Annotated in this window: 13 protein-coding genes; 7 read left to right on the top strand and 6 right to left on the bottom strand. The window is 49.7% G+C overall.

Annotated features, from left to right (window positions below):
* Positions 1-182 precede the first annotated feature (182 nt).
* Positions 183-440, top strand: a complete 258-nt coding sequence (locus tag ACYQ1O_RS04495; protein ID WP_459990436.1) for a hypothetical protein — start codon at positions 183-185, stop codon at positions 438-440.
* An 89-nt stretch (positions 441-529) separates the two neighbouring features.
* On the opposite strand, the gene ACYQ1O_RS04490 is transcribed toward ACYQ1O_RS04495, so the two are convergent.
* Entirely contained in the window at positions 530-1054 is a 525-nt protein-coding gene (locus ACYQ1O_RS04490; RefSeq protein ID WP_459990435.1) for a PepSY domain-containing protein, read from the bottom strand.
* Positions 1055-1111: 57 nt separating this feature from the next.
* Positions 1112-4084 (bottom strand): TonB-dependent receptor, encoded by a 2973-nt coding sequence (locus tag ACYQ1O_RS04485; RefSeq protein ID WP_459990434.1) that lies wholly within the window; start codon positions 4082-4084, stop codon positions 1112-1114.
* Between the two features lie 319 nt (positions 4085-4403).
* Between ACYQ1O_RS04485 and ACYQ1O_RS04480 the strand changes: the two genes are divergently transcribed.
* The 3 genes from ACYQ1O_RS04480 (at position 4404) to ACYQ1O_RS04470 (ending at position 7316) form a co-directional block, all read left to right on the top strand.
* On the top strand, positions 4404-5552 hold the full coding sequence (locus ACYQ1O_RS04480; RefSeq protein WP_459990433.1) for a pentapeptide repeat-containing protein: 1149 nt from the start codon (positions 4404-4406) through the stop codon (positions 5550-5552).
* Positions 5553-5641: 89 nt separating this feature from the next.
* Positions 5642-6496: a hypothetical protein gene (locus ACYQ1O_RS04475; RefSeq protein WP_459990432.1), complete on the top strand. Its 855-nt coding sequence runs from the start codon at positions 5642-5644 to the stop codon at positions 6494-6496.
* Between the two features lie 379 nt (positions 6497-6875).
* Positions 6876-7316, top strand: a complete 441-nt coding sequence (locus ACYQ1O_RS04470; protein WP_459990431.1) for a DUF1877 family protein — start codon at positions 6876-6878, stop codon at positions 7314-7316.
* Between the two features lie 58 nt (positions 7317-7374).
* Here ACYQ1O_RS04470 and ACYQ1O_RS04465 read toward each other — a convergent pair whose 3' ends face one another.
* Positions 7375-8550 carry an NnrS family protein gene (locus ACYQ1O_RS04465; RefSeq protein WP_459990430.1) on the bottom strand — a complete coding sequence of 392 codons (1176 nt, stop codon included), beginning with the start codon at positions 8548-8550 and terminating at the stop codon, positions 7375-7377.
* On the bottom strand, positions 8547-9347 hold the full coding sequence (locus ACYQ1O_RS04460; protein WP_459990429.1) for a ferritin-like domain-containing protein: 801 nt from the start codon (positions 9345-9347) through the stop codon (positions 8547-8549). Before ACYQ1O_RS04460 ends, ACYQ1O_RS04465 begins: the two co-directional genes overlap by 4 nt.
* Before the next feature lie 146 nt (positions 9348-9493).
* Between ACYQ1O_RS04460 and ACYQ1O_RS04455 the strand changes: the two genes are divergently transcribed.
* A complete protein-coding gene (locus ACYQ1O_RS04455; protein ID WP_459990428.1) occupies positions 9494-10432 on the top strand; it encodes a ribokinase in 939 nt (312 codons plus the stop codon).
* Here ACYQ1O_RS04455 and ACYQ1O_RS04450 read toward each other — a convergent pair.
* The gene (locus ACYQ1O_RS04450; protein ID WP_459990427.1) at positions 10429-11232 is read right to left on the bottom strand and encodes a GntR family transcriptional regulator; all 804 of its coding nucleotides are present in this window, start codon (positions 11230-11232) and stop codon (positions 10429-10431) included. The genes ACYQ1O_RS04455 and ACYQ1O_RS04450 overlap by 4 nt on opposite strands.
* A gap of 179 nt (positions 11233-11411) precedes the next feature.
* On the opposite strand from ACYQ1O_RS04450, the gene ACYQ1O_RS04445 reads away from it, so the two are divergent.
* Both ACYQ1O_RS04445 and ACYQ1O_RS04440 read left to right on the top strand, forming a co-directional pair.
* On the top strand, positions 11412-13100 hold the full coding sequence (locus ACYQ1O_RS04445) for a CARDB domain-containing protein (RefSeq protein WP_459990426.1): 1689 nt from the start codon (positions 11412-11414) through the stop codon (positions 13098-13100).
* A 68-nt stretch (positions 13101-13168) separates the two neighbouring features.
* Positions 13169-14329, top strand: coding sequence for a DNA cytosine methyltransferase (locus tag ACYQ1O_RS04440; protein WP_459990425.1), 1161 nt, complete (start codon positions 13169-13171; stop codon positions 14327-14329).
* On the opposite strand, the gene ACYQ1O_RS04435 is transcribed toward ACYQ1O_RS04440, so the two are convergent.
* Complete coding sequence (locus ACYQ1O_RS04435; protein ID WP_459990424.1) at positions 14214-15056, bottom strand: 23S rRNA (adenine(2030)-N(6))-methyltransferase RlmJ; 843 nt, start codon at positions 15054-15056, stop codon at positions 14214-14216. The two genes, ACYQ1O_RS04440 and ACYQ1O_RS04435, sit on opposite strands and share 116 nt — an antisense overlap.
* Between the last annotated feature and the right edge of the window lie 3 nt (positions 15057-15059).

Below are 15059 nucleotides of genomic sequence, written 5' to 3'. Positions count from 1 at the left end.
CTAGCCTGATGATGTATTTTGGCGATCACTTTGTTAATAAAAACATATAAAAATAACTGAAACAGAAGCGACACCATCAGTATGAACATCTTTTTCCACGCGTTTACCTAACCTGAAATTGAGGCCATGATGAATGACAATCGCCTGATCGACGAATGGGTTTTGGAAGAAGGAAATAGATCTTGTATACGGATGTGGAAACCGCCAGGGATTTATTCGCTGCCAAATTAGATGGTGTCGGCTTTTATGGCACGGAAGTGGACAATGCGCTTTTTAGGGGTTGCAACTTGATTTCAGCTGCCGAAATGAAAGCCAATGAAGGCCTAAAACCGCTGGCCTACATGGATGACCTTGGGTTTGTTTTGGCTCCCCTAGGCTTGCCGTTGCCCGACAAATCAAACGATGGCGTGGTTGATTGGGAGGGCTCGCGTTTTGGTTGATGTTTTATCAAAAAGCCATCCTTGGCAGCTGGATTCAGCTTGTCCTATCTTCAGATTTGAAACCGCTTTTGCAATCCTGCGATAGCAAATTACTCCTTACCAATCTGATAAATTTCAACCTCATTATTTTCAACAATTTTTCCGGTGCTGGCATCGACTTCCAACTTCACTTCGCCGTCGCTGGTTTTGATGTCGAACTCATATGACGCATCGCCATTTTCTTCAATTTCGTATTCAACTTCAGTGATTTCACCCGGATGTGCTTTTAGGGCAACCTTTCTGGCTTCGTCTTCGTTGATTTTTACTTTGGCTTTAAATAGCGGGTCATTGGCACTGGCAACTTCCTGCTCGATTTCGGTCAATAAACCTTGGTTGGCATCGCATTCCAATTCCCATTCTTTGCCATCGCTACCCAGCACATTGAATTCATAAATCGGCGTACCGCGCTCTAGTTTAAATTCCAGCTTTACCGTATCACCTGGTTTTTTGGCTTGGGCTAACTTTAGGCATGTTTCCATAGGCACTTTGGTTGGCGGCATTGTAAAGTCGGCAAAACAGGGCGCGGAAAGGCCGAAAGAGGCGATAAGGAAAATGGTGCTTATTGGGGTTTTCATAGCTTTTCTCTTAGTTTGTGGGGGGAGGGTAAAAAAATCGATTTACGAAGTAAAAACCTAAAGTTCAAAACGGTATTCAATCCCTGCCCAGTAAGCGCGGGGCGCGCCAGGACCGATAAGGGTGGCGTTAAGCCAGTCATTGGAGTTGTAATTCCAACCGCTAGGGCCAACCGTACCTTTTTCTGAGGGCGAAAAGGGGTTGATGCCTAAGCGTCCTGCGGTGGCGTATTGGGTATCGAAGACATTATTAATCATACCAAACACCGAAAATCCTTTCGCCAGTTCGTAATGGCTTTTCAGATTAAAAATAGCATAACCCTCTACTTTACCTGCATCGGTAAACTGCCGAAGGCGGATCAGTTCCGTACCTGTACCCGTGCTATTGGGGCGTTCGATATAATCATACGCACCTTGGGTATGTTCGTTGTTTTCGTTACCGCGCACAAACGAGGACGAATGTGCCACCATGCCGACACCGAACTCCCATTTCTGGGTAAGGTGCAAGTTGACGTTAACATTAAGGTTATGCAACGGGATGCCCGGCATACGGTCGCCCGGCTGGATTTGGATCATGTCTTGGATCGCTTCCAATGGCCTGCCCGATTCATCATATTTCGGTTCTAAAGGCGTACTGACGGCAGCACTGCTATTGTATTGGCTGACCATGAACAAATGGGATTGGAAGGTGGCTTCGGTCAGGCCGTAATTGGCGCGGAAATCGACAATGCCGACTTTGCCGGAAAAGCCTAATTCCAAGCCTTGCCGGCGGGTGTCGCCGATGGTGTCAAAAAAGCTCCGGCTGGACGTGATGCCAACCAGATAAATGTCATCGCGTAAATCGGTGCGGTACAGACTGGTGTTCCATTCCCAATCACCAAAGACTTTGCCGCGCATCCCCACTTCATAAGAATTGGCAAAGATTTGTGGCAAATACGGGTCGCCAGAGAGTGACGTTGGCAAGGTGCAGGCTCCGCCAATCGAAGCGACGCTTTTCGGGACTTTCGGTGAATTTGGGTCGCCCGGCGTTTGCGGCACCAGCGTACTGTCATAAGCACAACCCAATTCAACATTGGATGGCGTTCGGGTGCCCTGGCTCCAATTAAAAAACACATTCAGGTCTTTTGCTGCCATTTGGCTGTCTTTGAATGGCAAGTAACTGATGCCCAAAGAGGGGTTGAAAGAGTTGTACTCAAACTGATCCGATGTCGGTGTTTCACTGTACTGGCCCAAGCCAAAATAAGGGTCTTGTGACAACAGCACGTCTTTATTCCAATTGGCCCGCAAATTGTAATTAGGGGTATCGCCACACGAGGCCGGATCGGTGCCTTGGCAAACAATCACCGTCGGGCGATAAGTGTTCAGGTCGTTAATGTCATGCAGGTCTTCAAATCCCGCCCGCGTCCTCGCCCTAAGCTTATTGGTGACTTGGGTATGGTTAAAACGCCCCGCAACACTCAGATGCAAATTGTCTTTGGGCGAAAACGTTTCGCTAAAATAGCCGCTAAACGTATTGGATTTGCCGACAAACGAATTGTTATGGATGTCTTCCCGTGCCGCGACAAATACCGGGTCTATGGCATCAGGGGCAAGATAGACACGGTGCGATGCGTCCATCAAACCTAGGCGTTGGCTGACGTCAAAATCAGAATTTGACAGATCAGCCGAGCCGCCAACCATGAATTTATGTTGATCGCTATCCCAATTTAATTGCAGGGATACGCCATCGGTCATTTGCTCAATCGCCGTTTTGCTCAACACACCAATGGGCGTACCGTTAACCCAACCTTTTGACGACAACCCGGGTGTTTTGTTGTTGGGATCGCCCTCGGCACCATTACGGGGGCCTGAAGAAGCGCTCACAGGAACGTAATTGACGCGGTCACAGTTGGCCTCCATGGGCGGCACGAGGGCAACATAATCCCGATTATTTGCATTTAGTGGCCTATTGATAGTGCCTGGATCAATCAAACCATCAAAATTCCTATCCAAACCATAATCCGGCACACCGTCTTTATTGGCATCCTGATAACGGCAAACCGGTTGCCCGGTGCGTGTGCCTTTGGCCTGTAGCGGATTGGTCCAGCCGTTTTCCATATCTTTAAAATCTTCGTAAATATCCCCCGCAAGCGATTGCCGGCTGCTGTCACGGCGATAGATTTGTCCGCTCAGGCTGAGGTTATCGTTAAAGTAAAACTCACCGCCTAAGCTGTATTGCTGCAAATCGTTTTCGGTATTGTCCGGCGAACTGAAGACGGCGGTCGGGTCTTGCTGGTACAAATCCGTTGGAATCAGGCCGTTGCCCAGCAATTGATTGCCGACCATCAGGGTACTGGCTTTCAGGGAAAATTGTTCGCCACGCACATCAACGCGGGCAAAACCTTGCTTGACCTGTGAAGGCGAATTCATCCGCCAGCCTTCTTCGTCAAATCCAGTAAACGCCACAAAACCGCCCACTACGCCATTATTCCAACCCGCTGATGCTTCGCCTTTTTTTCTGTCCCAAGAACCGCCTTGAAAACTCAGGTTAACACCGGGATCGTCAAAGCCATTTTTTGTCCGCAGCGACAATGCCCCGCCTAAGGTATTCAAACCAAACAACGGATTGGAACCCGGAAATACATCCATACCCGACAGCGCATTCATTGGGATCAGGTCCCAATTAACAATATCACCAAACGGTTCATTAACTCTGACACCGTCAAGAAACACCGACAAACCTTGCGGTGTACCAATTTGCGGCGAGGCCGAAAAGCCCCGATAGCTGATGTCCATCTGGAACGGGTTGCCTTGATAGTCGTTAACGTTAACCGATTGCAAACGGGAATTCATCAGATCGCCCAAACTGGTCGCCATGGACTCTTTTATGTCTTTGCTGGTGATGGATTGGACGTTGCCTGGAATTTGTTCCTTGGATAACTGCAAGCCTTCCCAAGGGCCGAGCTTGGTGTAGGAATGCCCTTCAACAACAATCGTTTCCAGCTCAATAGGGTCGGTAGCAGGTTCACCTGAAAAACAAGGCCAGGCAGACACAAGCGCTATCGGAAAAAACCATAAGCTTAGACAGGGTTTTGCAAGCAGGAAGAAAGTTTTTTTTGGGGGCTGCGGCATATCGAAAAAACAGAAGAAGAAAACTATATCCGTGAATTTTGTAAAACCATTACAGAATGGAGAGGGGCATATTAGAGAGTATCCACACAAGGCGATATAGGAAATCTTCCCGAATACATCAGGAATTATTCTTAATTTTGCGTGGGGTATTTTGGCGCTGTTTTTTTTCTATACAATTTTCATCAGCCAACATATTTCGCTGTTCGTTTTAACGCCCCTAGCAAAAAACCAGATAGGTACGATGAATCACACCAAAGCCCTTTTTACTGCATTGCCATTGCTGGGAGGTATCGTATTCGGTGCTGCTTTCATATCAGCACCTTCGCAAACAACAGAGCTTGCCAAAAAGTCACCCACCCTCCTCTCCAATGAGTCTTTGTCGGCAAAACGCCATGAAAAAGGGTTAGAAAAAAAACCTTTATGGGCAGAGGCAAGCGATGTTTCCGCTCAGGAAGCCGCCGACAACCAAGACAATGCGGGGCGTTTGCCAGGTGTTTTCAGGGGGGATTGGGGAGAAACGCCGCTTTATGCCGTGAATGACCGTGTCAATTACGAAGGCGCGGCTTACCTGAGTTTAGCCGACGAAAACCAAAACCAAATGCCGTCGTTAAGTCCTGCCTATTGGCGCATGGTCAGAAAAGCCAATAATGCTGACAAAGGCAATTGCTTCCTACCTGCGCCGGGGGCGAAATTGGGTGAATGCGATTTTACGGAAAGGAATAGTTTGAAGGATATGGATTTGCAAGGAGCCAACCTATCCAAAGCGCAGCTGAATGGCGAGTTGGGGTTCGCCAATCTAAAAGGGGCCAATTTGAGCGGCGCATCCGTCATCGGCTCATTGGTGATTAGTCCAGACACTCAAATCGACCACGCCAATTTATCGGGATTGCAATCAGACGGCAACAATCCGGTGATCGCCGAATCGGCAAATATGAACGGTGTCAACTTTTCAAATGCCAATCTTTATGCCGCCCAGATGAAAGCTGCCAATCTGACCGGCGCAAAACTGATCCGCGCCACCCTGACTGGCGCGGATATGGCGTCAAGCCATATGGAAAATGCGGACTTAAGCAAAACAGATATGACCTACGCCAAACTTTCAGGGAGTTCTCTAATGGGGGCAACGCTCCGCCAGGCGGATTTGACGGAAGCCAATTTGGATGATGCCGATTTTTCCGAAGCAAACTTGTATGAAGCCAATCTTGCCGGCACCAATCTTGCCGGCACGAATTTTTCAGGCGCAAACCTTCAAGGCGCCAATTTGGCAGATACAAAAAATGCAGAGAGTGCATTTATCGACAGCCAAACCGATTTTACATCAGCCATCTGCCCGGACGGTGTGGTTGTCGATGGCGTGCAAGCCACCACCTGTGTCGGACATGGATTTTAATGGACTGAATGTCAGTGAGTCATCGACAAATTAATAATCCTAATAAAAACATATAAAAAAATTTCTTACAAAAAAAACAAGGTAAATTTATGAAGAAAAATGTACTTATCAACGCATTAATTGGCAGCCTATTGATGACCACAGGTTCGGCAATGGCAACCGGATTTGTTAGATTACCTGCTACTGGAGCCACCGTTCCGGGCGGCACAACGGCTTATGTCCGCTGTAACTTAACAGGAGATTTTGGTTCGAATCCGAATGGCTCCACACCACCCACCTTTTCTCCTGGCACGGGAGCCAATAATGCCTGTGCGATTCCCAGCATTACCCCGCCGTTAGCAGGTTACAACCAAACGGCAAACGTTGTCCGCAATATCATCATGAACAATGCTTACACGCTCAACCAACCCATCACGGTAGGTACTGTCACCGATAGAGCTTGGCGTAATGGTACGAATTGTATTTATGGTGCGAAAATACGCCTGAACAATGTCGATTATGACCGTCGGTCTGTTAGCCCTGGATCGCAGTATTTTGAAGTCAATGATTTTCTCCGTGCAGGGTTTAACGGTCGCGGCCCCGTGTCTGTTGCTTATTTCTTTTCAACAACAGGGGTGGGAGCCGCCGATGAAGTGTTGTACCGTGCGGGCTTGACCATGACCTCTGTCGTCCATAGACCCGGTGGTTTGGCAAGACCTCTTACCAGCCTCGCCCCTATCAGCCAAAACTGGGTGGATTTCACGACAGATGTAAGTTTCTTGGACGATGATGGGTCATCGGTTAGGGATTCCCCCTGGCTATTGGTTAAGAGCAGCTGTGATGCCGTTGCGCCTGCTGTTCTCACGAATGGTTTAATTTTCCGTCAGATGGGCCAAGAGGAACAACCGCTGATTGAAATCAAAGTGAATGGTTATGCGCCTCAAGGGGCAACAACTGCACCATAAGACTGCCTCAGCTAGCCATCCAATAGCGCTACACTGCCCAGCCATCCGTGGTCAGGCAGTATTCTCAGGGGTGTTTTGCAATGGCTTAACATCCCTTCAAGTTTATATCTGACGCTAAGCAGTCGCGGCCTTCTTCCCTCCGACCAGCACCTACCTGGCAGCTTCCGCCTATCTCGTCAGAGACCATCAATTTGCCAGCTGTACCGAGCAGGCCAATTTCATTGGCATCACTAACGGCTGTCTTGTAGCATTGACAACGGCAGCATTTGATTCTGTCTCTGTTATATCATTACGGCACGCCGCGTTGATACATAGCCCACGCTGGATCGATGATGTCTTCTGGCGATCACTATTAAAAACCTAAAACGGGAGCAACTCCATGAGTATGAACATCTTTTTCCGCGCATTTACCCAGCCTGAAATTGAGGCCATGATGAATGACAATCACCTGATCGACCAATGGGTTTTGGAAGAAAATAAATATAGCTTGAATACCGATGTAGAAACCGCTTGGGATGTGTTGGCTGCCATCTTGGATGGCGTCGGCTTTTGGATTGGCGTGGAAGTGGACAATGCGCTTTTTAACGGTTGCAACTTGATTTCAGCTGCCGAAGTGCAAACCACGGCGGCGAAGTTGGCGGAGTGGACGCACGAACAAGTGATGGAAGGCTTGCGGGGCTTGAGTGATGACGCCGACTTATACCACTTTGAAGTTTTTCAGGACGACGATGAGTATCTGTTGGAGCAGTTCGATTGCTTGCAGTCGTTTTATAAAGAAGCAGCAGAAAAAGGTTTAGGGGCGCTTTCTTACGCCGCGTAAAGGATGAAATACTGGGTAAGCGGCTGTTTATAAAAAGCCGCTTGCCCGATTCTGCAAACTATCCGGCTTGTCCGTCCGCCCGTTGCTGGGTCAGGATGGGCAGGTACACAAATATAAACAAAGCAAAAGCCGTCAGCCAGCACAAGCTGGAAACATAGACCAACAGGTTGTACCAAGCAGGCAAGGTCATCGGCACCAACACCCGCAACAATGCGGTCACGTTAATCAATACAAAGGCAATGGCAATCGCGTTGGAAATGCGCAATGCCCGACCGGTGTGGCCTAAAGCGACCCGCGCCATCATGCCTAAGGTCAGCACGGCAATCCCACCGACGGTGAAAGCGTGCAAGGCCAGCGAAGGCAAAACCATTTGGTAAGCGGCAAACGCCGTCATCACAAAACCCAAAATGATCCAACCATAGCCGACATACAGCACCCACAACAACGGCACATACCAAATGCGTGGCACGTACCAAACGGCTAGCCGCGCGCAGTTTACCAAGGCCGCACTGCTGGCGGCTATGGCTAAAACCGCACCTGAAACATCAAAGGCTTGCAAAGCAAACACCACGACCGCCGTGGCGATCGACAAGGCATCCAACAAGGGGTTACGGATAATCAGCGTACCCGACAAGCCGCGTTCGGTAAAAAAGGGGAAGACCTTACCGGCAATAACCAAAATGGTGGTGATAATAGTCGCAACAATTAACGCCAAGCCTGTCCATGCGGTATTTTCAGTCAACGCTAAAATATCGGCATGAATCAAGCCATTGCCGATGGCGATCAACAGCAGCAAAGCAACAAAAAGCAAATGCTGGGGTTGTTTAGCCTGCATGATGGGTTTGCTGACTTGCCATGCCAGCACCGGCACAAAGGCCATATCAATCACCGCAATCATCACATCCGGCAATAAGCCTGCGTAAAACGGCAAAACCCGTCCGTACAACCATAGCAAACAAAGTCCACCCAGCGCATCGCCGGTCAAAGTGGGTTTGTTTGTCCAGTTTTTGACCGCCGTCAGTAAAAATCCGGCAATGACCGCTACCGAATAGCCCATCAGCATTTCATGGGCATGCCATGTGCTGGCACCAAAATAGTTGCCGTGCGCCAATTCGCCTTTAAAAATGGCGTTCCATAGCAATATCAACAGGAGTGCGGAAAGACCCGCCAACACAAAAAAGGGTCTGAAACCTAAGGCAAATAAAGGGTAATCGAAAATTTTTGGTGATTTCATGATGATGCTTCCAACCAATCCAGCTCTGCGTGCGAGAAGCCTGCAATTATACGCATTTCTCGGTTAAATGGGCCTTTTGGCTTGCCGCCCTTGTAATATTGGTGAATCAATTGTTGGTAGTGTTGTTCAGGCTCTACACCGCGCAGCCCACATAGCCACTTAAACCAATGTGAACCAATCGCCACGTGACCGACTTCATCAGTCAAAATCCGCGTCAGAATGGCGACGCTTTGCGTGTCTTTTATTTGCTTAAATTTTTCGATAATGCTGGGCGTCACGTCCAGTCCACGCGCTTCCATGCAGCGCGGCACAATCGCCAGCCTTGCCAACAAATCGCCCGCCGTATCGGTGGCGTGTTCCCACAAACCGCTGTGGGCAGGCAAATCGCCGTAGGCCACGCCCATTGTTTGTAAATGGTCGCGCAGCAAGGCAAAATGCTGGGCTTCTTCATCGGCAACTTTTAGCCAATCGCTATAGAACGCCGTCGGCAAGCCCCGGAAACGGTAAATAATATCCCAAGCCAAATACACCGCCATCCATTCAACATGGGCAATCGCATGGAAAAAAGCCTTGATCCCTTCGGGCGAACCTAGCTTGCGGTTAGGCATGTCGCGGGGCGCCAGCAATAGCGGACGGGCGGGAAACTGGACGTGTTCAATGGCCTGCATGGGTGAAGGGTCACTAAAATCAAGCTGACCGTTTTGCCATAATTGCCAGGCTTGGTGGGTTAACGCCAGTTTTTCGTCAATGTCGATCCGATGCAGACAGGCTTCGGCAAATGCAAATAGGTTGTTCATTCGATGGGTTGGGTTTTAGGTGAAGAGTTGACTTGTTATCAATAAAAGGCATTTTAATGCTTTAACCATCAGTCTTGTGCAAAATTGCTGGGGCGAATGCCATAACACGTTGTGCGGCGCTGGCGGATAAACGATTTTAGGAGCAAATGTTGAAGGTTTTGGTTTTAGGCAGCTATGTGCGCGCCCATTGTTTAGGATTGTCGGCTTTGCCTGCTGTTGGCGAGTCGCTTCAGGCGCAATCTTTATGGATAGAACATGGCGGCAAAGGTTTAAATTTGGCGGTTGCCTTGCACCGATTGGGTGTAGATGTGTCTCTGCTGGCTGCGGTTGGTCAGGATGCTTCCGCAGAAGCCTTGTTGGCGTATTTGCAACATGAAGGCATCGCCTCTGAAGGTCTTGTGCGCTTACCGGAACCGTCAGGTTTTGGTGTGGGCTTTATTGCCGCTGATGGCAGCAATTGCATTGCCGTTTATCCGGGGGCGAACGCGTTGTTATCTGCCGACCATATCCAGCAAGCAGAAGCCTTATTGTCGTCTGCCGCAGCGGTTTACGCGCAGTTTGAAATTACAGACGAACCGATTTTGGCGGCATTCCGGCAAGCCCGTCAGCAATCCATCCGCACGGTTTTAAACCCGTCGCCATGGCGCATTCCCAGCACTGAAATGTTGATGCTTACGGACATTTTGATCGTCAATGAAAGCGAAGCAGCACAATTGCTGGGGTTGGGGAAAACCACAAAGGGCATCAGCGATTGGCAACAAGCATTGCCGGTTTGCTTAGAAAAAATAGGGTGGCAAGGAGAGCTGTTTGTGGTGACACTCGCCGAGCAGGGTTGTGTGGCTTGGCAGCAAGGCGCAGTTTCTTACCAACCCGCCTATCCGGTAACCGCCGTAGATGCAACAGGGGCTGGCGATGCTTTTGCGGCGGCGCTATTAATGGCCTTGCTGGAACAAAAAACCCTATCCGACGCTTTACTTGTTGCCAATGCCAGCGGAGCTTATGTGGCGGCTCGGCAAGGTGTGTTGCAGGTGCTGCCAACCGAAACGCAGTTGGCAGGATTTATGGGAAACAGTACCGCCGCTTAAGCCCGCATATTTAGGGTGATGCGGTAAGTATAGGCATCACCCCTGAACGTGCCTTCGACATATTCCACGCATTGCCCGTCAGTGGTGAAGGTTTTGCGCTTAAGCAGCAAGCATGGGCCGGGTTCGGTAAAGCTAAAGACCTGTGCTTCTTCGTCATTGCTTAATACGGCTTCGATGGTTTGTTCGCCATAACTGAGACGCAAACCACAGTAAGCTTCGATATATTGGTAAGCGGAGCCGGACAAATCCCAGCTTGCCAAAGCCGGTGCGGTGCTTAAGTCATACCAAGCCACTTCGCGGGTCAGGGGCATATCGTCACCTAGACGCAAGCGCACCAGACGTAAAAAACGTGCGGAGGCAGGCCGGTTAAACAACGAAGCGATCGTGCGGTCATGGACAATGCTATGTTCCAGCAATTGTGTTGATGGCGTCATGCCCAGTTCTTGCATTTCCTCGGTAAAACCTTTGAGTTTGCCCAACTTTGGATTGACGCGTCCAGGTGCGTTGATGGTGACACCCGCCCGCCCGTGCGTACTGATGTGGTTTTGTGAACGCAATTCTTCATAACAGCGGCGGACGGTGGTACGGCTGAGGTCTAAAGCATCGGCAAGGGCGCGCTCTGATGGCAAGCTGTCGCCATCAAGTAATTCGCCCGACTCAATCATCGCGGTAATGCGTCGTTGCAGTTGCTTATAAACGGGTTCTGAGGTGCCGGTGTCGGGCTTGATGCGGGCGATAAAAGCGGCGCTATCGTTAGCGGCTTCAAACTGCGGGGAAATAATGGTTTTTCTTAAGGCCATAACAAGACAAAGGGTAAAGAGCGGATGAAAATAATTTTTAACGCAATTGTAAACACTTTTTAAACCCATTGCGTAGACATTGCCGCCTAATGTGACAGATAAGGCAAAGCAAAGAATGGATTCAATTTTATTTATTGGTATTATACTGGTATTTTAAACAAGCAAACAAAGATAAAACAATGAAACCAATAGCTTACAAAAAGCATCGATTATTTCTGATTTGTCCGTTACTTAGTTTGGCTATAGGGTCTGTTTACGCGGCAGAAACAGCCCTAATCAGCCAAAGTTCGGCAGGCATACAAGGCAATAGCCACAGCTCTGCTGATTCGGCAATGAGTGCGGACGGACGTTATGTCGTATTTAAATCAACCGCCAGCAACCTTGTTGCCGGTGATACCAATAGCTCATCAGATATTTTTGTTTATGATCGACAAACCGGACAAACCCGCCGAGCCAGCATCAGCTCGACAGGCGTGGAAGCCAATAACGATAGCCAGTTGCCCACCATCAGCGCCGATGGACGATTTGTAGCCTTTAATTCGTTCGCCTCCAATTTGATTGCCGGTGATAGCAACGCCAAAATAGACACGTTTGTTCACGACTTGCAAACCGGCATAACCACGCGCGTTAATGTGAGTTCAACAGGGGTAGAAGCAAACGGCTCCAGTAACTACTTGCCAGCCCTCAGTGCCAATGGTCGCTTTGTTGCCTTTAATTCCGATGCCAGCAATTTAGTCGCCAGCGATACCAATGGTTCGCGCGATGTTTTTGTCCGCGACCGCCAAACCAACAAAACAACGCGTGTCAGCATCAGCACAGCCGGCGCGCAAGCCAATAACCACAGCGTGTTTGCACCGGCTATCAGTGCCGATGGGCGTTATGTGGCCTTCACTTCCGACGCAACCAATTTTAGTGCCGACCAAAATGCTGGCAGCAATACGTTTGTCCGCGACCGCACGCTCAACAAAACGGAATTGGTCAGCCCCCGAATTGCCGTTACCGGCGGCGGAGCGAGTTGGCTGGCACCGTCCATCAGTGCTGACGGACGTTATGTGGTGTTTAACTCAGGCGCCGACAATTTAGTGGCAGGCGATCTCAATTTGAAGCAAGACACTTTTTTACGCGACCGTACAACCGCCGTCACCCGATTGGTCAGCACTAGCACAGCCGGTGTTCAAGGCAACGGCACCAGCAGTTCTTTTGCCAGACCGATCATCAGTGCCAGTGGTCGCTTTGTGGTGTTTGGCTCAGAAGCCAGCAATTTGGTGGCAAACGATAGCAATGCCAAAAATGATGTTTTTATGCGCGATATGCAAACGCTTACCACCAGCCGCATCAGTGTCGATACGGCGGGCGCACAAGCGATAGGTGCCAGTGATTATCCAGCCGTCAGCGCCGATGGCCGTTTCATTAGTTTCAGCTCTGATGCGTCCAACTTATTGGCCGCTGGCGATGGCAACCTTAAATCCGACATTTTTATCCGCGACCGCTTATTAACCACCGCCAAAACGGCTGACCTGCAAGTCGTGGCAAGTCTTGAACCCGCTACGGTACAAAAAAGTATCGATGCAACTTACCGCTACACCATCACCAACAATGGTGCAGACAGTGCGGCGAGCGTCAGTTGGGTCGATGTACTCTCTAATGCCTCGGTCACCAGCCTGACAGCCAGCCAAGGCACCTGCAAAAAGGCAGGGGTCAGCGTTTGTTCTTTGGGTACATTAGCAGCGGGCAGCAGCGCCACGATAACCGTTGTTGTGAAGGCAACGCTGAGTCCATTTGTGCAAACGCTTAACGTGAGTGCCGCACCCATTGATGCTGTTAGAGAAAATAACAGCTTAATCATTTCGACCCCTGTCACACCCTAGTTTTGCTGGCTTTCTTGGGTTTAGGTAAATGCCGTCCACAGTGGGTTTTTTTTTGTTAAACTCTTCACATGGAGAAACATACAGCGATTGATTTATTTTGTGGGGCAGGCGGCCTAACATGCGGATTAAAACAAGCCGAATTCAAGGTGATTGCTGCCGTTGAATGGCATGATATTGCTGCTGAAACCTATCGGGCAAATCATCCATCAACGCAGCTATGGCAAGCGGACATCTGCGATTTGTCACCTCATGAAGCCATGAAGGCCTTAGGCATTGCACCCCATGAGCTGTCTTTGCTCGCCGCTTGCCCGCCATGCCAAGGCTTTTCTGCCCTTAGGACACGCAACAAAACCCTCAGCGTTGAAGATCGACGTAATGACCTTATTTTTGAGTTTTTGCGTTGGGTCAAAGTGTTTTTACCCAAATGCGTCGTCCTTGAAAACGTACCGGCTTTGGCATATGACCAACGTATGCAACAAGCTATCGGGCAATTAAGAACCTTGGGCTATCTGGTTGATGACCATTCCCTACTGATTCATGATATTGCCAATTATGGCGTACCGCAAAGGCGGTCACGGATGATGTTGATCGCCAGTCGCTACGGTGTCATTGACTTGCCCAAAACCGTCGGCAAAAAAACCACCGTCTGGCAAGCGATTGGTCATTTGCCCAAAGCGGGCTTTAGCGGCGATGTTTTGCATGACCTGCCCGAAGAACGCTCGGCTAAAATTAAGACGTTAATTTCATTGATTCCTAAAGACGGTGGCAGCCGCCTCGATTTGCCGCAAGCCTATTGGCTGGATTGCCATAAACGCTACCCGAACGGTTTTAAAGATGTTTATGGCAGGATGCGTTGGAATGAGGTGGCACCGACCATCACCGGCGGCTGCCATAATCCTTCGAAAGGCCGTTTTTTGCACCCCGAAGAGAACCGTGCGATTACTTTGCGGGAAGCCGCCCTGTTGCAGTCATTTCCCGAAGATTATTACTTCTCGCTGCGGCGCGGCAAATGCTCGGCGGCGTTAATGATAGGCAATGCCTTGCCACCTAAGTTTATGAAACAACAGGGGCTGGCGATTGCCAACCATTTGGATAATACAGGCTTTAAGATGACTACTCTGCTACCAACGTCTCTATCCGATAAAAACCTTCGTTACCTTCCGCCAACACCTCTGCCAACCAAGGCAAACATTGGCGCATTTGCGCGGCTAAAGTCCACGGAGGATTGATGGCGATCATACCGCTGGCGGTCATACCTTGTTCGGGATGATCGGCTTTTAAACCCAATTCAAACAGCTGGATATTACGGATACCGCTTTTTAACAGCCCGCGTTCCAGCTCCTCAATACGCCGCCGCTCCACGACCGGATACCAGAGCAGGTAAGTGCCGGTGGCAAAACGTTGGTGCATTTTGGTCAATGCATCGACCACCAAACGGTAGTCATTTTTCAGCTCGTAAGCCGGATCAATCAACACCAAACCACGACGCTCTATAGGCGGCAACAGCGGCAAGCTTTCCACCAAACCATCACCATGAAAACGTTTGACGCGCTTGTCTTTAAAGGTGTTCTGGTTAAGCGCCTTAATTTCCGCCGGATGCAGTTCAAACAGGCATAAGCGGTCGTAAGGGCGCAGCACATGCTGGGCAATCGACGGCGAACCGGGATAACGCTTCAGTTTGCCTTCGGTGTTAAAGGCTTTGATGATATTGACATAAGCGGCAACGGCTTCCGGCACATCACGGAGCGACCATAACTTGCCGATGCCGCTGTTGTATTCGCGGTTTTTCTGCGCGAACGCATCATCCAGCGCGTAATCGCCCGCACCTGCGTGGGTATCGACATAGCAAAAGGCTTTATCTTTTTTGGCGAGGTAATGCAGGCTGTCGAGCAGCACAAGGTGTTTCAGCACGTCGGCAAAATTGCCGGCATGAAAGCCGTGGCGGTAACTGAGCATGGG

The sequence above is a fragment of the Methylosoma difficile genome, from assembly GCF_054657615.1.
Note: the sequence above shows the minus strand (reverse complement) of the source record. Positions and strands in the feature narration are given on the sequence as shown.